Source organism: Segatella sp. (genome assembly GCF_977051555.1).
The window spans coordinates 1-24,350 of sequence record NZ_CDRSSE010000085.1; the positions used below are offsets into that span (position 1 = coordinate 1).

General features: G+C 45.7%; 15 protein-coding genes. 6 read left to right on the forward strand and 9 right to left on the reverse strand.

What is annotated here, in order from left to right; translation table 11 throughout:
* Positions 1-233: 233 nt before the first annotated feature.
* The 9 genes from ACWJAO_RS13130 to ACWJAO_RS13170 all read right to left on the reverse strand — a co-directional run bounded on the left by ACWJAO_RS13130 (position 234) and on the right by ACWJAO_RS13170 (position 15,649).
* Entirely contained in the window at positions 234-2,126 is a 1,893-nt protein-coding gene (locus ACWJAO_RS13130) for a helix-turn-helix domain-containing protein (RefSeq protein WP_449140589.1), read from the reverse strand.
* Positions 2,127-2,473: 347 nt separating this feature from the next.
* Positions 2,474-3,226, reverse strand: a complete 753-nt coding sequence (locus ACWJAO_RS13135) for a two-component regulator propeller domain-containing protein (RefSeq protein ID WP_449140576.1) — start codon at positions 3,224-3,226, stop codon at positions 2,474-2,476.
* A gap of 333 nt (positions 3,227-3,559) precedes the next feature.
* Positions 3,560-3,748 carry a DUF6722 family protein gene (locus tag ACWJAO_RS13140; protein ID WP_449140577.1) on the reverse strand — a complete coding sequence of 63 codons (189 nt, stop codon included), beginning with the start codon at positions 3,746-3,748 and terminating at the stop codon, positions 3,560-3,562.
* Positions 3,749-3,886: 138 nt separating this feature from the next.
* Positions 3,887-5,812: a glycoside hydrolase family 13 protein gene (locus tag ACWJAO_RS13145; RefSeq protein WP_449140578.1), complete on the reverse strand. Its 1,926-nt coding sequence runs from the start codon at positions 5,810-5,812 to the stop codon at positions 3,887-3,889.
* A gap of 25 nt (positions 5,813-5,837) precedes the next feature.
* Positions 5,838-7,790 carry a type I pullulanase gene (pulA, locus tag ACWJAO_RS13150; RefSeq protein ID WP_449140579.1) on the reverse strand — a complete coding sequence of 651 codons (1,953 nt, stop codon included), beginning with the start codon at positions 7,788-7,790 and terminating at the stop codon, positions 5,838-5,840.
* Between the two features lie 131 nt (positions 7,791-7,921).
* Positions 7,922-10,057 carry a glycoside hydrolase family 97 protein gene (locus ACWJAO_RS13155; RefSeq protein WP_449140580.1) on the reverse strand — a complete coding sequence of 712 codons (2,136 nt, stop codon included), beginning with the start codon at positions 10,055-10,057 and terminating at the stop codon, positions 7,922-7,924.
* 361 nt (positions 10,058-10,418) lie between these two features.
* On the reverse strand, positions 10,419-13,094 hold the full coding sequence (locus ACWJAO_RS13160; protein ID WP_449140581.1) for a 4-alpha-glucanotransferase: 2,676 nt from the start codon (positions 13,092-13,094) through the stop codon (positions 10,419-10,421).
* A gap of 177 nt (positions 13,095-13,271) precedes the next feature.
* The gene (locus ACWJAO_RS13165) at positions 13,272-14,606 is read right to left on the reverse strand and encodes an MFS transporter (protein WP_449140582.1); all 1,335 of its coding nucleotides are present in this window, start codon (positions 14,604-14,606) and stop codon (positions 13,272-13,274) included.
* Between the two features lie 17 nt (positions 14,607-14,623).
* A complete protein-coding gene (locus tag ACWJAO_RS13170; RefSeq protein WP_449140583.1) occupies positions 14,624-15,649 on the reverse strand; it encodes a LacI family DNA-binding transcriptional regulator in 1,026 nt (341 codons plus the stop codon).
* A gap of 338 nt (positions 15,650-15,987) precedes the next feature.
* On the opposite strand from ACWJAO_RS13170, the gene ACWJAO_RS13175 reads away from it, so the two are divergent.
* From ACWJAO_RS13175 to ACWJAO_RS13200, 6 genes are all read left to right on the forward strand, one after another.
* Positions 15,988-19,077, forward strand: a complete 3,090-nt coding sequence (locus ACWJAO_RS13175; RefSeq protein WP_449140584.1) for a SusC/RagA family TonB-linked outer membrane protein — start codon at positions 15,988-15,990, stop codon at positions 19,075-19,077.
* A 21-nt stretch (positions 19,078-19,098) separates the two neighbouring features.
* Positions 19,099-20,817: a RagB/SusD family nutrient uptake outer membrane protein gene (locus ACWJAO_RS13180; protein WP_449140585.1), complete on the forward strand. Its 1,719-nt coding sequence runs from the start codon at positions 19,099-19,101 to the stop codon at positions 20,815-20,817.
* 31 nt (positions 20,818-20,848) lie between these two features.
* Positions 20,849-22,111 carry a SusE domain-containing protein gene (locus ACWJAO_RS13185; RefSeq protein WP_449140586.1) on the forward strand — a complete coding sequence of 421 codons (1,263 nt, stop codon included), beginning with the start codon at positions 20,849-20,851 and terminating at the stop codon, positions 22,109-22,111.
* 22 nt (positions 22,112-22,133) lie between these two features.
* A complete protein-coding gene (locus ACWJAO_RS13190) occupies positions 22,134-23,600 on the forward strand; it encodes an Outer membrane protein SusF domain-containing protein (protein WP_449140587.1) in 1,467 nt (488 codons plus the stop codon).
* 232 nt (positions 23,601-23,832) lie between these two features.
* Positions 23,833-24,027, forward strand: coding sequence for a transcriptional regulator (locus ACWJAO_RS13195; protein WP_117588153.1), 195 nt, complete (start codon positions 23,833-23,835; stop codon positions 24,025-24,027).
* A 130-nt stretch (positions 24,028-24,157) separates the two neighbouring features.
* On the forward strand, positions 24,158-24,350 hold a 193-nt coding region (locus tag ACWJAO_RS13200), incomplete at its 3' end, for a PD-(D/E)XK nuclease family transposase (protein WP_449140588.1).

The window sequence follows — 24,350 nt, forward strand, 5'->3', positions numbered from 1 at the left end:
TTGCCGCCAGCTTCTTTCAGATTCCACCTCGCAGTGGACACCCTTGCTATTGGCTATACAATTCCCGCTATTAGGGCTTGTTAGGGACTTGCACCCATTAGAATAAGCTCATGCCGAGCATACCAAAACAAGGGGTTACTTGACCTATATCAAGCAACCCCTCGGTTTTATTTTGTTTACTTAACAAATTATCACATCCAGGAACATCATTTCTCAAGAAAATCCTAGGAGAACTATGCCATATCTGAACCCTGAGAATCCAACTGGTCCTTATATGCAGTTGGCGAAATGCCAAACTGCTTGGTGAAGCAACGAGTGAAATATTTCGGATCGTTGAAGCCTACACGGTAGGCTATCTCCGTGATATTTCGGTTGGAAGTTTTATCTGCCATCATCTTGCGCGAGATATCGAGACGGTAGTTGCGGATAAACTGGGCAGTAGGCAAGCCGGTCTCCTTGGAGAGATTCTTGCTCAGCACACTGCGGGATATACCCAAGGCATCTGCCAGTTCCTGTACACCAAACTCAGAATTATCGTAGTTCTTCTCCATCACATCCATCACTTCTTCCATGAATGGACGCATATTCTCCTCTACCATCTTCCTGTCAGCCTCAATGCTCTTCTTCTGACTGTCCTGATAGCGCTTCTGGTTCTGCAGAATCATCTGGATGCGACTCTGCAGCTTTTCAGGTTCATCACTTTCCTTCATCGCTGCCTCGAGAGGACGGTACAGAGCCTCAACTTCCTCTTCGCGCATCTTGTTGAGACGGCGCACATAAGCATATTGGAGCAAGGCGATGATACCTATTATAATAAGGGTGACAAACCACCAGCTCTTCCAGAAATAAGGAGTAATCTGAACTTCTACTGAGATAATCTGCTCCTTATCGGAATTGATAGATGGGATATATTTCACCTCAAACTCATAGTCTCCAGCCGGCAGAGTGGAATAACGCACACTATGCTGACCTGCCTTGAGCTGAACCCACTCATTCTCGTATCCCTTCATGCGATAAAGGTACACGCCCTGTGTCTCGCTGCCATAATTGAGCGCTGAGAAAAAGAGGGTGAACGACTTATCACTCTCGTGGATGCGTAACTTTCTGGCGATAGAGATGTCTTCTTCCAGATAATCGCTGCCGGCAAAGACAGGCTGGTTATCTACCAGAAGTTCGGTAAAGCACAACTTTCCGGTCTGATGAACAGAACGGTTTATGCCCTTCACTGCCATCATACCCACATCGGTGCCAAGGAATATCTCGCCCTTGGCATTGCGGATAGCTCCATTGAAATAGAACTGCGAACTGATCAGACCGTCTTCACGGGAGAAACTGCAGAATGCCTCTGTCTTTGGATTAAAGATAGAGAGTCCGTTATCGGTAGCTATCCACAGCATACCCTGATTATCTTCTACGATACCTTTTACGATGTTATTGGCAAGTCCGTTATTGGTGGTATACGACTTCACCTGCATTTTTCCGTTTTCATCGCTGGTATAGCAGTACAGACCGTAGCCGTTGCTGCCTATCCATATCTTTCCATCCTTAGCCTGGCAGAAAGACAATATCTTATCGAAGACTCCACTCTTCGGATTGTCGAGTTTATACTGATGATACGTCACAGCAAAATCTCCCTTGCCATGAGGACGCGACTTGAGGTCAACCTCTACCATTCCCTGCACACAACCCATCAGGAGTTTGCCCTTTCGGGTTATCAGAGAACCGATGCAGCCACGCACATTCAGGCATCCCTTAAAAGGTTCGATGAGTTGGCGGCGCTTCATATCATAGAAGAAGAGACCGTCATTGGTTCCGAGCCACATACCATCGTTGATAGGATCGTAAGCCAAGGCACCGGCAAAGTTGAGTAAATGCTGATGCTTTGCATCGACCATCAGAGGAATGATTTTGCCCGGCTGACTGAGATTCATCACAGCGAAGCCCCTTCCCCAGGTACCAATCCAGAGTTGATTGCGGTTATCGGCTGCAAGAACCGAGACGGTATTATGCGGCAAACCGGAATTTGCCACCGTATAATGAACAAAGTTCATGCTGCCTGGATTCAAGGCATTGAGACCTCCCTCTACTGTTCCTACCCACAGGGTTCCGTCGGCTGCCGCATACATGGAATTGACGGCGTTGGGAGAGATGCTGCCAGGATTGGCAGGGTCGTGACGGTAGAATTCCAAATCCAGCTGACGTGGAGCCAGTTTGATAACACCACCTGTTTCTGAGCCTACCCATACCTGTCCGTTCTTTGAGAAAAGACTGTTGATAAAGTTGCTGTTCAGCGGGTTCACAGCCGTAGCCGTATTCCAATGTTCTATCTCTCCGGTCTTATCATTGAAGATATCCACGCCACAGAGCGTTCCTACCAGAAGTTTGTCATCTGGAGCAACGGCAAGGCTCGTCACAACTTCATGCTGAAGCGAATGGTCGGTAGCAGAGCAATGGAATTCCTGCTTGCCACTGTTTACCAGACCGCGATTGGTAGCCAGCCATATCTTACCATGATAATAAATAAGCGCCCCCCCCCATACCGACCTTCGAGCGGAGGGAACAGGGATGAGATGTTCTTTGCTACGAGCTGATTGTTCTTCACAGAGAACTCGCTCACCACTCCATTGTTGCATAATACAACCGTTCCTCTGCGATAGACATCACAGATTCCGAGATCGGGAGCATTATAAGGATAGGATGTGTACAAGACGCTGTTCACCTCGCCCTTTTCATTAAAACCGAAACGGGTGAGCTGGTTGATAGACAGCATCCATATATTGCCCTTTGTATCACAATACATTCGGGTGCAAAGGTTCTTGAATACTTTGTTGAGTTGTGCTTCTACCTGGCTGTTCTCACAAGGTGGAACAACAGGTTGCATGGTATTGAGGTCGAGCACCTGTGGACCTTCTTCGAAAGCCACCCAAAGACGCTTGAACGGATCTTCGCAGACATTACGGCAACTGTTGCTTCGCAGACTGATTCCTGTAGAACCCAAACCGAAGTTCATAAAGTTGAAGCCATCGTAGCGTACCAGTCCATCACCATGCGTACTGATCCACACGAAGCCGTAAGAATCCTGAAAGATGTCATCGGCAAAGTTATTCGGCATACCTGCAGCCATATTGAGATAGCTTACATTATAGCGACTAGGGGTGCTGCCTTGTGCATTGACGCCCAAGGTAATGAGGATAGTGCTTATTATAGAAAGAATGTATCTAATCATTTATCTATTGCTCTTGTTGCTTCCCTTTCTTATTATCTTCAATTTTGGAAAATACTATCATTCCTAAGCCTAAAAGCATAAGAGCGACATACATACTTAACAATCCAGTATCCATATTATTGCCTTTTCTGTTCTTTGCGATCATCTATTTTGGCATAAATAAATATTCCTGCTGCCAAAAGCAACAAAAAGCCATACATAATAAACAATCCTGCATCCATACTTATTTTCCTTTCTTATCTTCAAGTCTAGAATAGACAAGAGAACCAACAATAATAATTGCCACGAAAATATACATTATCAATAAACCTGTATCCATATTATTTCCCTTTCTTATTTTTTTTTATTTTTATCCTTTTTGATAAGATATAATCCACCAACAAAAGAGGCTGCCGCTAAGACTACGGCTCCAACCACAGCCCAAATTGAATCATTGTCTTTGCCAAACATCTCAGCTAATATATATGCTGTAATTATATACTTAGATATATCCAACAGCCATTTGCCTAATTCTTCATCCATATTTATTAAGTTTTTATACTTCTGCTTGCAAAAGTACGAAGAAAAAACGAAACGAAAGAATTTTTATCAAGAAAAAAACGTTCCTAGAAGTGTAAATTTACAACTCTAGGAACGTTCATATAGGAATATACTTGCGTTTTAGAACTCAAGAATCATGCTCTGGCGAGGACGAAGCTTCACGTTCTTGTTGATAAGAACGGTACGGCCATTTGTAACATCCGTAGCCTTGTCGTGAGAACCGATGATCTCTGCATAACGGGAAACATTCAGTTCGTTTGCCTCGTTCTTGCCGTTGATAACTGTCATTACGCTCTTTCCCTTATACTGGCGGGCAATCACGTAAACACCCTTCTGAGGACAGAACTGGGTCTGCTTGCCCTTGGTAATCACTTCATTACCCTGACGCCAGTGCAACAGGTTGCTGAGCCAGTTGAACATCTGGTTCTCTGCCTGTGTTCTACCCTCTGCTGTAAAGGCATTGTGCTTGTCATCAGCCCAACCGCCAGGGAAGTCCTTGCGAACATTGCCATCGGTCACACTCTTGGTACCATTCATCAGCACCTCAGTACCATAATAGAGCTGAGGAGTACGGTTGATGGTAAGAAGCAATGACAGCGCCTGCTTCAGAGCCAAAGTATCCTTGCCCTCACCCAGGAAACGGTCGGTATCATGATTCTCGATGAATGCCATTACGCTCTTTGGATTAGGATAGAGATAATCATAGCAGAATACGTTGTAGAGACGGTTCATACCATTCCACCAGTCATCGGTCTCTTCTTTCTTTGCACTGTTGATGCGGTCGAAGAAAGCAAAATCCATAACGGTTGGCAGATAGCTGTTCTTCTCAGAAAGTTTGCTGTCCTTCTGCCATGCTGCAGTATAGGCAGGTTCGGTTACCCAAGTCTCGCCTACGGTATTGAAGTGAGGATACTCCTCGCCCAGCACCTTCATCCAGTGTGCCATTGCATCGCGGTCGGCATAAGGATAGGTATCCATGCGGATGCCGTCGATACCTGCACTCTCTATCCACCACTCACTGTTCTGAATCAGATACTTGATAACATGTGGGTTGCGCTGGTTGAGGTCAGGCATGGTTGGAACGAACCAGCCATCTACGGTTTCTGTGAGATCAACCTTGCTGGCGTATGGGTCAAGTACCGGAGTCAGTTTATAACTGGTCTGCAGATACTTATCGTTCACCTTAGCAGCGCCATCCACCGTACCGATGTTCTTCTGATGCTCGGCAGTCTGATTTTCAGGAGCCAGCCATTCAGGGGTATTGAACCAGTCCTTTGAAGGCATATCGGCAACCCAAGGATGTTCGAAGCCGCAATGGTTAAAAATCATATCCATCACAATCTTCAAACCTTTCTTGTGAGCCTCATCTATCAGCTGCTTATAATCGGCATTGGTTCCGAAACGTGGGTCTACACGATAATAATTGGTGGTAGCATAACCATGATAACTGCTATTCTTGCCGTTACTTGGACTGTCGTTCTCCAAAACCGGGGTAAACCACAGAGCGGTTACACCCAACTGGTTGAAATAATCCAAGTGCTGGCGGATTCCCTCCAGGTCGCCACCATGTCGCAGACTAGGCTCCGCACGGTTGCAGGTCTTATCGCGCATCGCCTTAAAGTCATCATTCTTCAGATTGCCGTTGGCAAAACGGTCTGGCATCAGCATATAGAGCACGTCTTCATTAGAGAAACCAATGCGCTTGTCGCCAGCCATCTCACGGTTTTTCAACACATACTTCACCTTCTTCGACTGTTTGCCCTGCTTGAAGTTGAGGGTCATCTCACCAGCCTTTGCTCCATCGAGGTTGAGATAAACCAGGAGATAATTAGGAGAATCAAGGCGGGCGATGCTATCTACCTTCACGCCCGGATAATCTACCGTTACATCGGCATTCTTGATATCCTTGCCATACACCATCAGCTGAAGTGAAGCATCTTTCATGCCCACATACCAGTCGGTAGGTTCAATGCGGTTCACGTTGACCGCTGCACTCATGTTTATTGCGCTACTCATAAGCAATAATGAAGCTATTATCTTTTTCATATTTACACCTTATTATATATATAAACTATTTCTGATAAAGTATCAGGGCTGACTGAGGGACAACCTCAACTTCCTTTCCCGAAACAAAGCCTAAGCCTTCTTCGTTGATGACTCCGTTGCAGCAAGCCACAGTATAGCTACCCTCAGGAATCTGCATCTTCTTTGCCTCCTTATTGAAGTTATAGATCACGATGATGTTCTTCCAGGCATCAATACCCTCCAGGCTCTTGAGCTGGAAACCTACGAGACAAGCCTCTTGAGCAGGCAGGAACTCCAGATGCTGACGTACCTTATCGCCTGTTGAAAGACGGAAGGCTGGATGATTCTTGCGGAGCTGGATGAGACTCTTATAATAGGCAAACGCCTGTGGATACTTCTGCAGATTAGTCCAGGTAAACTGGTTGATGCTGTCTGGAGAGTTATAACTGTTGTGTACTCCCTTCTTGTCGCGCAGCATCTCCTCGCCGGCAAGGATGAAAGGAACACCCTGAGAGGTGAAGACGCAGGTCTGCGCAAGCTTATCGATGCGGAGCAATTCTGCAGTACGTATCGCTTCCGGGATATTCTTGTCGGTCAGAGATGCGATGCTTGCCTTCAGACGGTCAACCAGACACATATCATCATGGCAGCTTACATAACTGATCTGCTCGGTAGGATTGTTGGTCCAAGGCTTCTTGTCATAGTTCACCTTCGACATATCCACCTGCGGATGGGCGATGCCACCCACGATACCGAACTTCAGACTCTCCTCCTGACCTGTAAGACCAGCCAGGAGCGCACCCTGATGGTCATCTGAGAAAGGACCACGGAGCGCATCGCGCATATCATCGCTGAAAGCACCGATACCCTTGAGCTGCTGGATATTCGCCTTCACCGCCAGTTTCTCGGTAGGATAAGCACAATTGCCTGCACTCCATCCCTCACCATAAATATAGATGCTAGGATCGATGCGGTTCACCATCTCACGGATAGCCTGCATGGTTTCGATATCATGAACGCCCATCAGGTCGAAACGGAAACCGTCGATATGATATTCGTCTATCCAATACTTCACGCTCTCCAGCATAAACTGGCGCATGAGAGGCTTCTCTGAAGCAGTCTCGTTACCACAGCCTGAACCGTCAGAATACTTTCCGTCCTTGGTCTTGCGGTAATAATAATCTGGATAGGTACGCTGGAAATTGCTGCCGTTGATATCAAAAGTATGGTTATATACGGCATCGAAGATAACACGGATGCCTGCCTTGTGCAGCGCCATTACCATCTCCTTGAACTCCTTGATGCGGGTAGCTGGAGAATAAGGATCGGTAGCGTAACTGCCTTCCGGCACATTATAGTTCTTCGGGTCATAACCCCAGTTGAACTGTGGTTTGTCGAGTCGGGTCTCATCTATAGAAGCGAAATCGAATACAGGCTGGAAGTGGATGGCGTTGATGCCGAGATTCTTGAGATATTCGATGGCCTTTGGCTCGGTGAGGGCGAGATACTTGCCCTTATATTTCAAGCCGGATGTAGGAGAAATGGAGAAATCACGCACGTGGAGCTCGTAGACAACGAGATCGGCTGGTGATTTCAGGGCAGGACGCACGTCCTTATCCCATCCAGTTGGATCGGTATCGTACAAATCTACGATAGCACCACGATTTCCGTTCACACCTACCGCTTTGGCAAATGTGCCCGGTGTTTCACCCTTGCCAATATCAAAGGTATAGAACTTTCCCTTGAGGTCGCCCTTTACGGTTGCCTCCCAACGCTCATCACCCAACTTCTTCATCTTCAGCGTCTTATAAGCTTTTTCACCCTGTCCGTTCTTATAAAGTCGGAGGGTTACAGAAGACTTTTTGGCTGTTGGAGCATTGAGAATAAACATGGTTTTCTCCTTGGAATACATCATCTCATTGAATGTCTGCTGGGCATTCAATGAAGTTGGTAAAACGGTTGCTGTCAATGCTGCAATTATTAGTTTTTGGATACTCATATTGTTAAGTTATTGTTATACAGGATATTAAAGCGAACTGAGCGAAGAAAACCGTGACAGATTATCTACGCTCATTTTTAGCGTATTTCCGACCAACTGGACAGTTGGACGGAAATACGGAAATTATAGGCTTATTTAGCGAGCAACGAGATAGCGAAACCACCACCACGTGCTTCATTAATCTTCAAAACATCACCCTTCTTCACAGTCTTGTGGATGATCTGATAAGATTTAGGGTTCTTCTCGTAGTCGGCAGTCTTGCCGTCCTGATAGATAGCGCAAGTATACTTCTTACCCTTATCCAGGAAGTCGAGCTTCACTACGGCTGTGCGGGCTGCATCAGTTTTACCACCTACAAACCAGTTGTCGGTTCCCTTTGCCTTACGGGCTACGGTGATATACTTGGCTGGCTCTGCCTCCAGATACTTGGAATCATCCCAGTCGCAAGCTACGTCGCGGATAAACTGGAAGGCATCATCATACTTCTCATAATGCTCTGGTAAGTCGGCTGCCATCTGCAAAGGACTGTACATCACAAGATAGAGCGAAAGCTGACCGCAGAGGGTAGTATGAACATAACTTGGATTGTTGCTCCACTCTGAAAGCTTGGTCTCGAAGATACCTGGAGTATAATCCATCGGACCACCCTGCAGACGGGTGAATGGCAACATTACGGTGTGATAAGTCTTGCTGCCACCGAATGCTTCATACTCAGTACCACGTGCACTCTCGTTACCTACCAGGTTAGGCCAGGTGCGACAGATACCTGTAGGACGGGTTGCCTCGTGGGCATTTACCATGATATGATGCTTGGCAGCTGTCTCGATGACACGCTGGTAGTGATTGTTCATCAACTGGCTGTAGTGATACTCGCCTCTTGGGATGATATCGCCTACATAACCGGTCTTCACGGCATCATAGCCATATTTGTTCATCAGGTTGAAGGCCTCCTCCAGATGGCGCTCGTAGTTGAGAGCTGCAGAAGATGTTTCGTGATGCATCATCAGCTTCACACCCTTAGAGTGAGCGTAGTCGTTGAGCATCTTGATATCGAAATCAGGATATGGAGTTACGAAGTCGAAGACATCGAGCTTCTGATGACCGAACCAATCTTCCCAACCTTCGTTCCAGCCTTCTACCAGCACCTCCTGCAAACCGTTCTTTGCCGCAAAGTCGATGTAGCGCTTCACTTCCTCGTTGGTTGCACCATGAGTTCCGTTAGGCTTGCACTTACTGTAGTCGGTTACGCCAAGACGCACAGATGGCAGGTCGTTGGTGTAGCTCCAGGTCTTGGTGCCCACAATCATGTTCCACCATACACCGCAGTACTTGGTAGGATGAATCCATGAAGTATCCTCAATCTTGCAAGGCTCGTTGAGGTTCAATGTCAACTTGCATGAAAGCATATCACGGGCATCGTCGCTTACCATAACGGTACGCCAAGGAGTATTGAATGGAGTCTGGATGAATCCCTTTCTGCCCACGGCATCAGGAGTAAGCCAAGACTCGAAGGTCAATGTCTTCTCATCCAGATTGAGGTGCATGGTTGGATAATCCAGACAAGCAGCCTCGTGGATGTTGATATAGAGTCCGTCCTTGGTCTTCATCTGGAGAGAGGTCTGGACACCGGTATCAGAGAAGACGGTGGTAGATGAATTGCTCTTGTAAGCTTCACGGTTTTTCGCAATAATTGGGCGGATACCTGTCAACGGAGTAATGTTGTAGTCATACTCCTGGGTGTCGTAATCGCCAGGAATCCAGTAAGCAGTATGATCGCCTGCCATGGCAAACTGGGTATGCTCCTCCTGGATGACGAAATAATTCAGACTTTCCTGCTGAGGGAACTCATAGCGCAAACCCATACCGTAATCATAAACACGGAAACGGATGGTGATGTTACGTTTAGAAGCAGCCTGGTTCAGGTTTACCTCCAACTCATTATAGTTATTGCGGATAGTGGATGTCTCGCCCCATACTGGTTTCCAGGTTTCATCGAAAGTCGATGTCTTGCTGCCAGTCTCTGTAAAACCATCCATCAGATTTGTTTCCTCCATACCCTTAGAGGCATGCTTATCCTTCGCCAGCTCCAATCCGAGATGAGATGGCTTACATACAGTCTTTCCCTTATAGCTCATCTCATAGGTAGGCTGTCCCTTTTCGGTCAAAGAGAATGTTACCGAGACGTTGCCGTTAGGCGACTTTACAGTCTGGGCTGCTGCCAACATAGGAAGCAAGAGTCCCATCACTAAAACATTCAGTTTCTTCATACTGTTCAGTTATTGTTTATTCTTGTTTTTTAAAATCTTCGTTAGTTTATCTCAATCATTCAAGTTTCGCAAGTGAGGGAATTAATTGAAGTTAAAGAAGTTATCACTCCCTACGGTCGTTCGGGAAGTTAAGAGACAATAGTCTTTTGTCGTAAAACGTAGGACATTTGTCCCTTAACTTCCCTCTAACTTCTCTAACTTCCCTTAACTTCCCCATATGCGAAAGTTCAGTCAATCATTATCTGTTTATTCTTAAGACAGTGCAAAGATACAAAAAACAAAAATACCCTCCACGTTTTGGGAGGGTATTTTTCTGCAAATGAGTGTGCAAACGTTTGCACTATATTTATAATCATGTTAGTTAGACTCTTCCTGACTGTGAAATCATCTCTGTGATATTCTTCATGAAGCGCTTGTCTGCTGCCAGATCCTCTATGTTGAGGTGCATGCGGTAACGCCAGTAATGCTTAGGATTAGCCGGGATATTGATACGCTCGGCATCGGCATCTGGCAGACGGAGTGTCTCATCGGTAGCCAACCAGTCCTGGATGCTCAATATGCAGAGCATGGATGGAGAGGTGAGATGGCGGCTGATGATGTCGCTAGCCAACCAGCCTGGGAGCGGATGAGGTGCCGGTCCCTGACGGTAGAGCATCGTATTGTAATACTCCTGGGTACGCTGGATGTTCTCATCCCACCACATGCGCAGAGTAGGCATATCGTGGCTCGAAATGGTACATACCGAACGGTATGGGTTACGGCTCAGATGACCGAACTTAACCGATGGATCCTTTGGCATGCTCTGGAGCTCCAGACTCAAAATCTTCAATTCGTCCATCACCCAAGGCACACAGTCTGGCACCATACCAAGGTCTTCGGCACAAACCAGCATGCGGGTAGCCTGAACCAGCTTAGGCAACTTCTTCATCGCTTCCTGATACCAGAACTGGTTATTGCGGCGATAGAAGTAGTCGTTGTACAGGCGGTTGAACGCAGCCTTATCATTATCATAGAGCGACTCGTAGATAAAGTCGAGCTGGGCTGAGATACGTGGATGGAAGACACCCGGGTTGGTATGATCGCGAACGAAGAGAACGTCGCTGATGAGGGCATACAGACCATCACGCAGCCAGAGTTCCTTCTCTTCTGTTACATCAGCAAAGAGAGCTTCTACCTTGCGCTGGGTATCTACCTCAGGCTTCATCTGATAACGTTCCTCGTCCAGACGATTGAGATACTTCTCCTTCACCTCGCCGGCACGCTCATGGAACATGCGGTCTAATACCCAGTCGGTAATGAACGGACGGGTGAATCGGTCTTCCTGGAAGTGCAGACCATAGCTCTCTATTTCATCACGGGTCATGGCGAGCGCAGGAGCAAACTGTCCTAACAGACCATGCACGCTGCTTACCGGAATCTCCCAGATACGGAAGAAGCCCAATACGTGGTCGATGCGGTAGGCATCAAAATATCTAGCCATATTCTGGAAACGGCGGTTCCACCACTGGCAACCGTCCTTCAGCATTTCAAACCAGTTATAGGTAGGGAATCCCCAGTTCTGACCGTTCGCAGAGAAGTCATCTGGTGGAGCACCTGCCTGACCGTTGAGGTTGAAGTATTTAGGCTCCATCCAGACATCGCAACTGTTGCGGTTTACGCCGATTGGAATATCACCCTTCAATATAACACCCTTAGCCTTGGCATGCTCGTGAGCTTCCTGCATCTGACGGTCCAGTACGAACTGTACGAAATAGAAGAAAGCCACGTTCTTGTAAGCCGCAGTCTTAGGGTCGGTAAGCACCTTGCGCTCAGCCTCATCCCATACCTGATGGTCTGGCCACTGGTTGAAATCAGCCGTACCATTCTTATCACGCAGGTATGAATACTGTGCGTAAGGAACCAACCACTGTTCGGTATCCTGGAAGAAAGCCTTGTATTCGGCCGTCTTCATCATCTTTTCACCTTCCTGATTGAAGATTTGGCGCAAGTAATTTATCTTGAAATCATTTACCTTTTCGTAATCTATCTTATCCAGTGCATTCAACTCAGCACGTGTCTTCTCAGCCTCAGCACGTGCCTTGGCATCCTTCAACTCTGGAAGAGCGTTGAGGTCGGCATACTGCGGATGAATGGCGAAGACGCTGATGCAGCTGTATGGATAACTGTCGGTCCATGTATGAGTGATGGTGGTATCATTGACAGGAAGGAGCTGGAGCACCTTCTGACCGGTAGATGCCACGAAATCAATCATGGTCTTCAGATCGCCGAAGTCACCGATACCGGCACCCTTGCGGGTACGCAATGAGAACACAGGAACCAGGGTTCCGGCAAGTTTCTGATTATACAGAGCGAAGAAAGCCTGGTCGAGTTCGTAAGATACCAACTCGCCTGCCTTCATCTCCGGCAAGTCTACGGTTCTGTTCATGCTGGTTTCCCAGAGAAGATCGTTCTTCGCATTTCTGAAAGCAACGAACTTAAACTCCAGATGACTGCCCTCGAGATGAGCCGCATCAATATCAGCAACCCATTCATTATAGGTATGCTGTGTCATCGGCAGAATCTTCTTTACATCCCAGGCACCCAATGCTTTATCAGCACCCAATACACCCAAGCGCTCACCATCGCGAAGCTGAGGAGCACGGACTATCAGGCGCACAATCTTGCTGCCCGATTCCGACTTCAGCTCCTGTGGAGCCTGATGATTGATGCAATCGGTAAAGGCGCTGCTGTAGAGGTAAGCATCCTCCGGCATAACCTTCCAGTGGTCGTAAAGGGTATAAACTGCTGCCTTCTTGGCATTTACATCGAGCTGATGCTTGATCATAAGCCATTCGGTCTTGACTGCCTTTCCGTCACGTTCTACACTATAATAATAGGTATACGATTTTTCAGGCGCTTCAACAGTCCATTCGCATGCCCATTTTTCCCCATCAATTGTCTGGAGGGGAAGTTTCTGAACTCCCTCTCCAGTCTGAATGTTTACGACGATCTGTTCGCCGAACATCACCTTATACTCAATATTAAATTGTACTGTCATAAGACTCATATAGGCTCTTGAAAATGTTATAATTTATATTTGATGCCACAAAGGTAAGAAAAAAGTACGTAACTCGTTTCAAAAGTTTGCATTATTTTTCATTACAAGCCATGCAAACGTTTGCATTTTTCTTACCCTGTGGCTATGGTAAACTAACCGCTACTCAATCACTTACACTTACTTCTTATCCTTGATGATGCTCACAGACAGCGCACCTGCAATCAACAGAATACCTGCCACAATCATCATATCACTCTGATGAGAACCCACCAGACTCAGAACTGTTCCACCGCAGATGGCTGCCACAATCTGAGGAATACAGATGGTTCCGTTAAACAGACCGAGGTAAGCACCCATGTGACCATATCCCTGTAAAGCATTGGTAACAAAGGTGAAAGGCATAGCCAACATGGCAGCCCAACCGGCACCAATCATCAGGAACGGAATAAACTGCAGATACTGGTCGTGCAGGAATGGTATCAGGGCAAAGCCCACACCACCGACAATCAGACTGACAGCGTATGCCACCTTCGTATTCTTAAACTGAGGGAGAACCACGGCCCAGATAACACTACCTACCGCCTGTACGGCAAAGAGAATGCCCACCCAGTTGCCTGCCTCCTGGAATGCTTCAGAAGCAGGGTCGGTAGTATTCCATACGGTTTCAGCGATGGCTCCCGTAGAATAATTCCAGAGATAAAGGAAACCAGCCCAGCAGAAGAACTGAACCAGTCCCACCTTCCAGAAGGTAGATGGTGCCTTGCGGAGCAAAGTAATCCAACCGGCCTTGTCTTCAGAAGCCTCAGCATTAGAATTCTTCACTCTCCCCTCTTCACTCTTCGCTTCATTATAGTCCGCATACTGCTGTGGATTCCACTCCTTCACCTTCATCGTGGTGTAGATGACACAGAGAATCAGGATAGCCGCACCGATATAGAACGACCAGATAACAGAATCTGGAACCACTCCCTTCTCGGCATAATTCTTGATGCCCAGGAAGGTAAAGAGGAATGGGAAGATGTATCCGGCTACAGAACCGGCATTGCAGAGGAAACTCTGGATAGAGTAAGCCTTCGCCTTCTGTTTTTCATTTACCATATCGCCTACCAACATCTTGAAAGGCTGCATCGCCATGTTGATGCTCGTATCGAGGAACATCAGCGCTATCAGTCCGAAGAGCATCGCGCCGCTTACGGTCAGTCCGAGCGAACCGGCATTAGGCAGCAGACACATTACCAGGACGGCAATCGTTGCACCCACAAAGAGATAAGGGATGCGGCGGCCGAAGCGGCACCACGTCTTATCGCTCAACGTGCCCACGATAGGCTGTACCAGGATTCCCATCAGAGGAGGGAGAATCCAGAAATAACTCAAGTTGTGTGGGTCAGCACCCAACGTTGCAAAGATTCGGGAGATGTTGGCGCTCTGTAGGGCGTAGGCAATCTGTACCCCGAAAAATCCGAAGCTCAAGTTCCAGAGCTTCCAGAAACTTAAATCAGGTTTTTGTTTCATATTGTTATGTTTTTATTTTATCTTGTCGTTCCTCTCACCACGAGTCGTGTTCTCACCACTCGCTTCTCCACCTCATCTCTAGGAATGGAGCCTTCCACCTGTCCTATCAGGATATTGGCGGCTTCCTCGCCTACGGCTACACCTCGCTGCTCAACCGTGGTAAGCATCGGGTCGCTCGCCTTGGCACGGTCACCATTGGTAAAACCGCAGACGCTGATTTCTTCAGGCACCTTGAATCCCATGCGCTTGGCGGTATAGAGAATGCCGATGGCCGTATCATCATTGATAGCAAAGAAAGCATCCGGATGATCTTCCTCTCTCAGGATATCCGGCGTTATTGCCTCGGCATTGGCACGGTCATCGCAGATCTTCACCCAGTCAGGGTTCTCCGTCAATCCATGTTTTACCAGTGCATCATGATAACCGTTATATCGGTTCTTGGAGATTTCCAGATTCATCGGCGAACCGTAGAAGGCAATCTTCTTGCAGCCCGTATCAATCATGTGGGTAACGGCGGTAAAGGCACCCATATAATCATCTACCACCACTCGCGAACAGTTTACGCCCGTACATATTCTATCATAGAAGATAAGCGGCACCCCATTCTGCAGCAGTTTTTCGAAATGATCATACTGCTTGGTATCCTTCGCCTGCGAAACGATGATGCCACAAACCTTGTTCTGATAGAAGTCATCACAGATGGCAACTTCCTTATCGTAACGTTCGTTACTCTGCGCCACCATCACACGATAACCTCTGGCTCTCGCCTCTTCCTCGATACCCGAAAGCACCGACATGAAGTAATAGTGTACCACCTGAGGCACGATAACTCCAATCACCTTCATCGGTCTCACCTTATTATGTCTTAAAGCCTCACCCAGGAAGTTAGGAAAGAAGTTATTTTCACGCGCGTATTTCTGAATACGCTCCTTCTGGGCAGTACTGATACGAGAACTGTCCTTCAACGCTCGGCTCACCGTGGCAACACTTACGCCCAGGTTGCGAGCAATATCTTTCATTGTTATTGTTTCTTTATCGCCCATTGCTATTAGTTGTGCTGCAAAATTACGAAATATCCTCAATATTGGTCCGAAATCATTGACATAAATCAAGTAAATTCTGTGCAAACGTTTGCGCAAAATAAATAACGGAATTAACATAAAAATAGTACAACATAAGAGAAAAGAACTTAATTTTGCACACAGAAACGACAAGTTTGTGGGCGATAAGCCCCATTCCTACCTTATATAATATAAGAAGGATGCCAGAAAGACCCCGGCAAGAGCCAGAACGGCAATTCCGAGTAGGAACGACGACAACTTAAGCCAAGAAGAATGAATAAATAATTTAAATATTATACATTAACTTAAAAATCAAGCAAATGATGAAGCAGGTAAAAATTAAATTGCCTCTCAGAGCGTTGACCCTAGCAAGCGGTCTGCTTCTGACGGTAAGTTCCTTTGCGCAGACAAATGCAGTTAAGGGACATGTGAAGGATGCTTCTGGTGAACCTATCATGGGTGCTACCATTACAGTGAACGGTAAGGCAGTGGGCATTACCGACATGGATGGTAACTTCTCAGTAGACGCAGCGCCAGGTGCCAAGATTACATTCACCTATCTGGGTATGACACCACAGACTGTGAAGGCATCTAGTAACATGAACATTACCTTGGAAGATGACTCTAAGTCTTTGAACGAAATCGTTGTCATCGGTTATGGTGTGGCTAAGAAGAACGACTTGACCGGTTCTGTTACTGCACTCAAACCAGATGAGAAGAACCATGGTATCATTACATCTGCACAGGATATGATCCAGGGTAAGATTGCCGGTGTAAACGTTAACTCAGCAACGGGTGCTCCTGGTGAAGGCGCACAGATCCGTATTCGTGGTGGTGCTTCTCTTACTGCGAGCAACAACCCATTGATTGTTATCGATGGTATGCCTATGGATAACAATGATACAAAGGGTGTCAACAACCCTCTTTCTCTTGTCAATCCTAACGATATCGAGAGTTTCACCGTATTGAAGGATGCTTCGGCTACAGCCATCTATGGTTCCCGTGGTTCTAATGGTGTTATCATCATTACCACCAAGAAGGGTCGCAGCGGTCAGAAACCACAGGTTTCTTACAATGGTACTGTCTCTGTAAGTACTATCGGTAAGAAGTTGGATGTGATGAACGCTTCAGAGTATACAGACTTCATCAAGAATTATTATGGCGAAGATTCTTCTGCATACCAAGGCTTAGGCTGGAAGGAATACAATGCAGACGGTACTCCTAACTATGCTGCCGGCACATACGATACCGACTGGCAGGATGAGATTTACCGCGCAGCTGTCAGCCATGAGCATAATGTCAGCTTGTCAGGTGGCATCAACAACAAATCATGGTCAATGCCTTATCGTGTCAGCGTTGGTTACACAGGCCAGGAAGGTATCTTGAAGGGTTCTGACTACAAGCGTGTTACAGCTGGTTTCAATCTCAGTCCTTCTCTGCTCAACAAGCACCTCAACCTGAATGTCAATGGTAAGTATTCTTACTCAAAGACAGTTCCTGGTGGACAGGATGCCGTTGGTGCAGCTATCACAATGGACCCTACCCGTCCTGTTAAGAGCAGTGACGAGAAATTCAAGAACTGGGGTGGCTATTGGCAGTGGGCACAAGAGAGTAAATCATACGACCCAACCTTCCCATACGACCGTAATTCAGATGCTCCAGCCAACCCTGTTGAAAAGGTAGAGAACTACGGCTTTAACAAGAGTGCACACGTTCTCTTGGGTAACATTGAGGCAGACTATAAGATTCACGGTTTCGAAGACCTTCATCTGCATGTCAACTTAGCAGGTGAATATACCACCGGTGGTGAGTATGATCACAAGAATCCACAGTCTACCTACGCATACTACTATGGTGGAGAAAGTGAAAATACAGAAAAGAAGTATAACGTTGTTGCAACAGCCTATGCTCAATATACCAAGGACTTCAACAAGGCTAACCACTTCGATATCACAGCTGGTTACGAGTATAGCCACATGAAATATTGGGGAGACCAATGGAGCAGAACCATGTATCCATCTACCTACGAAGGAAAGAATGACAAGGGTGAAGCTCTTGCTGGTACAGAAAAGGCTTACGATACCAGCAGATGGAGAGGTCAGACCTATCTCGTGAGCTGGTATGGTCGTGCCAACTATTCTTTGTTGGATCGTTACCTTCTTACATTTACCGCACGTTATGATGGTTCTAGCCGATTTGCAGACGGACACCGTTGGGGATTCTTCCCTGCTGCAGCCTTCGCATGGCGTGTTAAAGAAGAAAGTTTCTTGAAAGATGTTAACGCAATCAGCGACTTGAAACTTCGTTTGGGTTGGGGTAAGACTGGTCAGCAGGATACTGGTAAAGAGTATTATACCGCAACATATAAGAAGAGTACAAGTAATCACCACCTCTATCCTATCGGTGGCGGCGACAACACAGGTCTGCTCTATCGTCCATTGGCATACAATGATGACCTGACTTGGGAGACAACCACAACTTGGAACGTCGGTCTCGATTACGGTATGTTCGACCAGAGATTGGTCCTCAACTTTGATGCATATTACCGCAAGACTACTGACCTTCTGAGTGAAACAACCATCCCAGCAGGTCAGAACTTCGACAATAAACTTTTGAAGAATGCAGGTACCCTGGAGAATAAGGGTTTTGAAGTTGCTGTAACAGGTCGTCCTATCCAGACCAAGGACTGGTTTGTAGAATTGAGCGTGAACGCAGCCTACAACAAGAACGAGATTACAGAGCTTGCAGGCGGCCGCGATATGATTGAAGCAGGAATGACGGTAGGTCAAGCTCAGCCAATCACCTATCATAAGGTAGGAAAGCCAGCCAACTCTTTCTTGGTTTACCAGCAGGTATACGATGAGACCGGACGCCCTATCATGGGTTGCTACGTAGACCGTAATGGTGATGGTTCTATTGACGAGAACGATAGATACTTCTACAAGAATATCGTAGCTCCTTGGACAGGCGGTTTCAGCTTCAAGGTTTCATACAAGAACTGGGATCTTGGAAGTAACTTCCGTGCAAGTTTTGGAAACTATCTCTACAACGGATACGCAGAAAGCAAGGCGAACACTTCTGTTCTCTGTAATCCAAAGGGATATTATGAGAATTGTACAAAGGAAATAGCTGCCTTAGGTTGGACTTCCTACAACTATCCTCGTACCGATTACTTTGTACAGAATGCAAGTTTCTTGAAGTGTGACAATATCACTTTGGGCTACAATTTTGATAATGTATTTAAGATGGGTAACTACAAGGGAATCTCAGGTCGTATCTACGCCTCATGCTCTAACGTGTTTACCATCACAAAGTACAAAGGTCTCGAGCCAGAACAGACATCAGGCAAGGACGACAACGTATATCCACGCTGCCGCACATTCCTGCTCGGTTTGAACCTCAACTTCTAACAATTTAAAATAGATTTCAATATGAAACTCAATAAATTCAAAACAATCGTCCCTGCTGCAGCTCTTTTGTTTTCAGCAAGTTTGTGCTCTTGTATGGATGATTTGGACAAAGGAAACATTGATCCAAATGGTGACGCAAATCCAAACATAACAGGCTTGTATAGCAAGTGCTATGCTGGACTTATTATGGAAGGTAATGATGGTAATGCCGATTTCAACATTCAAGACGCCGGCAAATCCACTTTGATACGTAACATATACAACTTCAACGAGTTACCTACTGACGAATCAATCTGTTGGTGGTCAGATGGTGGTCTCACCGAGATCAGCTACAACCAGTTCAAAGCAGATAATGAAACTCTGAAGTATTTGTACTATCGTATGATGTCTAATATCTCATACGAGAATCATTTCTTAGGACTCGAGGCTGCAAAAGAAGATAAGACCAAGTATGCAGAAGTACGTGTCATCCGTGCTTACCACTATTTATTGATGCTTGACTTCTGGGGCGACCCTTCATTCACAGATAAGATTTCGGCAGAGACTCCACGTCAGGCTCACACTTACAATGAAAAGTATGATGCAAGTAAGAATTACACTCGTGCAGAGCTTCTTCAGATGGGTCGTGAGTTCTTGTTCAACTGGGTAAAAGACGAATTGCTCGCAGCTGAGCCAGACTTACTGGATGCTAAGCCTGAGAAAGATACTGATGCTGACTATGGTCGCGTAGACAAGGGAACATGCTGGTTGCTCTTAAGCCGTCTGTACCTCAATGCCGGTACATACCTCAACAATGATGGTCAGAACAATCCTCATTGGGACAAGGCGCTTGAATACGCAGAGAAAGTAATTAATTCAGACTATAAGCTCTTCGATGACAGCAAGATGTCTGCTGAGGCTAAGGCCAACGGCTACAAACCATACGACTTGCTCTTCATGGGCGACAATGGTTCGAATGGTGCAAGCTGCGAGGCTCTTCTGCCATTAATGCAGGATGGCGACAAGACCCAGGGCTACGGAGGTTCACTCTTCTTCGTTGCTGCAAGTATAGACGCCAATTCAAGAACTGTTACAGGTGAAACATTAGGTACATCTGCTACCAACTGGTCAGGTATGCGTGTTCGTCCTTCTTTCTTAACCAAATTTGTCAACAACCCTTCGGATTTCGAGGGTAAGACTGCTGAACAGATTCGCGCTATGGGTATTGATGACCGTGCCATGATCTGGGGTGTAGACCATAAATTAGGCTTGGGTAAGAATGACGCCTTCAAACAGGGACTCACCATTGTAAAATGGAATAACGTTTACTCCAACCATGGAACTACACATGATACGGAAAAAGTAGATACAGACTTCTTCCTTTTCCGTGTAGCAGAGGCTTACCTCAATGCAGCAGAAGCTGAAATGCATCTTAATGGTGCAGGTTCTGCTAAGGCTAAGGGTTGGATTGATGATCTTCGCAAACGTGCCCATGCAGAAGTACGTTCATCATATTCTCTTGAAGACGTGCTTGATGAGCGTGCCCGTGAGTTATACTGCGAAGGTTTCCGTCGTACTGACCTGATCCGTTACAACCAGTTTGGTGGTGCTCAGGCTACATACAATTGGGAATATAAGGGTGGTAACGAGAAGGGTACAACCTTCGACAAGAAGTTTAATGTATATCCTCTCCCATCTTCAGAGCTTCTTTCTAACCCGAACCTGACTCAGATTGACGGATATAACGAGGTTCAAAACTAAAGTATAATAGAATTATAAAAGAAAACGCAATATGAAGAATAAATATATAATTGGTGCTATGCTTGTCGGCATCATCAGCTTATTCGCATCATGTTCGGATGACAACGACTCAAACCCAACGCTGATTCAGCCTACGGAGTTTAAGTTAAATACTCCAGAATATGTAAATGCTACTATTGACTTGGAGCAATCTACAGGACTTAGCCTTTCATGGTCACAGCCTAAGTACACTGCCGACAATGCCCCAATCAATGTAACATACGAGGTACAGGTATCTCCAACCAACTCTTTCACGGTTTCTACAGATGAAGCTGCAGCAGATGAAAGTGGCGAGAAAGTTGCCGATTACGCAGCTCTCAGCCACACAACACTGGAATGTAAAACTTCTGCCTCTGCTGAAGAAATCGACAAGGCATTGGTAAAGATTCTGAAATTGACAGAAGACAATGTTCCTGCAGAGCAGGATGCGTATGTACGTGTTAATGCTTTCATCCTTGAGGGCACAAACCGTCTGAATCCTATCGCATCTAACTCTGTACAACTTAAGGTAAAACCTTATTATGTTGAGTTGAAGGATGCTACTCCTATAATGTGGTACCTTGTAGGTAACATGTTCGGTGGCAAGTGGGCTGGTGATAAGATTACTGGTACAGATAATCTTCCTATGTTCTTGAAGCCTAACTTCTCTTACGATAAGAAGACTGGTACAGGTGAGATTGAATACACCAACTACTTCCTTACTGGTACTTACAACGACAAGGCTGAGTGTGCCGACGCTGGATTCAAGATTCTGCCTGCAAGCTTCAACTGGGATTACAGTATGAATGCCGATGGTGGAAAAGCTGGTACAATCGTCTATCGTGGTGATACTGGTAGCGATGGTGGTCACATCGTAGCTCCAGAAGCTGGTTACTATACCGTTACCATCAACACAGCAAACAATACTGCTACAATGGTGAAGTACGAGGATGAAGTTAATAAGACCTATGGTACTATTCAGATTGCTGGCTCATTCAACGATTGGGCAGATACTCCAATGCTTCCTTACAATACAGAGGGCGTTGAGAACCATGCTTGGTACTACGTAATGGATGTTCCTGCTGGCGAGACTGCACAGTTCAAGTTCAAGATTGCAGGATCTTGGGATACAAGCTGGGGTTATGGCAAGGCTGACGGCGATATCAACATGTTCGGTAAATGTGACGCTGGTGGCAAGAACATTGGCTTGGCAGAAGGCAAGTATGTCATCTCATTCAACGACATCACAGGTGCTTTCAGCATCGTTAAATTGTAAATCACTTAAAGTATAGACAATTATGATTAAGAAAATATTATTGGGAATGACCCTGTTGATGTCTATGGTATCTTGTACCGAAGACTACACAGACTGGGCTAACCCACAGACCAATCCTGAGGAGGAAGCTGTAGCATTTGGAGACGGTAGCGTAACTCCTGTTGATGTTATCAACTTGAAAGATGTTACAGGAGATAAGGTAAAAGTAGCGAGCATTGTTGCTCCTACTTCTACCAAAGATTCTTACAAGTCTAGTTTCAAGATTAATTTAGATGGTCAGTCATTCGACATTGATGCTGATGGTAACATGGCAAAAGCTGACTTGGTAAATTACATCACTGGTAAGTATGGCAAGCGCCCAACAGAGCGCGATATCGATGCTACTCTTGACGCATGGCTAAGCAATGGTTCTACAGCCGCAAAGATGGCTACATCAGAAACATTCCAGGTAAAGGCTGTTCCTGAGGCTCCATTCATCGATGCAGCTTACTATCTCGTAGGTGACTTGACCGAATGGGGGTTGGATACCAAATTGAAATTTGCTCACTCTGATGCAGACGTTTATGCGGATCCTGTATTCACCCTTATGTTTACAACAACTAAGGACGACCAATACTGGAAGATTATTCCTCAGGGTAATGTAGATGCAGGTAATATTTGGGCAGTAGAAAACAATCCTAAGGGTGTTGTTGGTGTAGAAAAAGATGGTGACGACGCAATGAGCGGTACACTTCTCACTACTACTTCAGAGGGTAAAAAGGCTAACGCTGGTAAGATTGCAAAAGCTGGTATCTATCAGATGACTATCAACATGATGGACTACACTTATACCATCAAACAGATTGCACCTGAATACTATCTTGTAGGTAAATTACAGGGATGGTCTGACAAACTTGAAAACAAGACCTGTCTCATGTATGCAGAGTCTGCTATGGTTCAGAGTTATACTACTCAGTGGAACGACGATGCAAACCTGAAGATTTGGTTGGGTAGCGACTTTGGCGTTTGGACCAATGCTTATGGTACAGCTAAAAATGATGATAATTCTGTAGAAGGCAAGATTGGTGGAAGCGGTTCTATCGTTTGCCCAGAACCAGGTGCATTCTATACCTTTAAGGTAGATTTCTCTACCATGACTTACAAATGGACTAAGCTTGAGAATCAGAATCCTAAAGCATTCGAAAATGTTAGTCTTATCGGAGTTGGTGGTAAATGGAATGACGGTGATGACATTGACATGAAACAGGTTACTCCTCACAACTGGTTTATTGAAACAACTCTCCCTGTAGGTGGTTTAAAGATTCGTGGTAATCATGGTTGGGATAAAGGTGGAAACTGGGGCTACACAAAAGATCAGAAGTTCACTTCTACAGGTAAATTGTTCAACGATAGAAACAGTGGAGATATCAAGATTGCAACTGCTGGTAAATATCGCATCTTCTTCAACGATATTACTAACGAGTATGCTATCATTGCTGTTGCAGAATAAACATTTATTTTAATAATACATTATAGGCGGCTCTCAATTCCGGGAGCCGCCTATTTTTTTTCGTTCTCCTCCCCCTTTTCAAGTATTTTTTCCCTAAAACCTTGGAAGTTACGAGGAAAAGTCGTATCTTTGCAGAAGACAAGCTGCACTCGGCAAATTGAAAGCAAGCTTTCTTTGCGCTCGTTTGCATTTTCTTTGCAGCAATAAGTACAACATTTATATTTTTGTGATTATGAGAACAGGCGACAAAGTATTAATATCTCCAGACTTGACACATGCCAAAGACTGGACACAGGGCGAAGTGATTGAAGTTGAGAACAATCCTTTCGTAGGAATTGTCATCTCCGCAAAAACCGCAGATGGGAACATCTTCTTTGGATATAAAGACTTATTTGAACCAGTAAAGGAGGCAGTATGTACGCACTAGCATTTGATATGGTTATTTCTGAGTAATTTACTGATAACTTGAAGGATTCTTGCTGTTTTTTTTGGTATTTTCGAGAAAATAGCTTATTTTTGCACCATAATTCAGTTAAACGTTTTAAAAGGAGATGGATATGAAACGGATAGAAGAACGATATATCAGCTTGCTTACCGATTTCGGTTTTAAGCGTATCTTTGGCACAAAGCCTAATAAGGATTTGCTCATCAATTTCTTGAATTCACTGTTTGATGGCTTTCAGGTTATCAAGGATGTGAAGTACTTGAATAGTGAGCACGTTGGTGATGTTTTTGCCGAGCGCAAGGCCA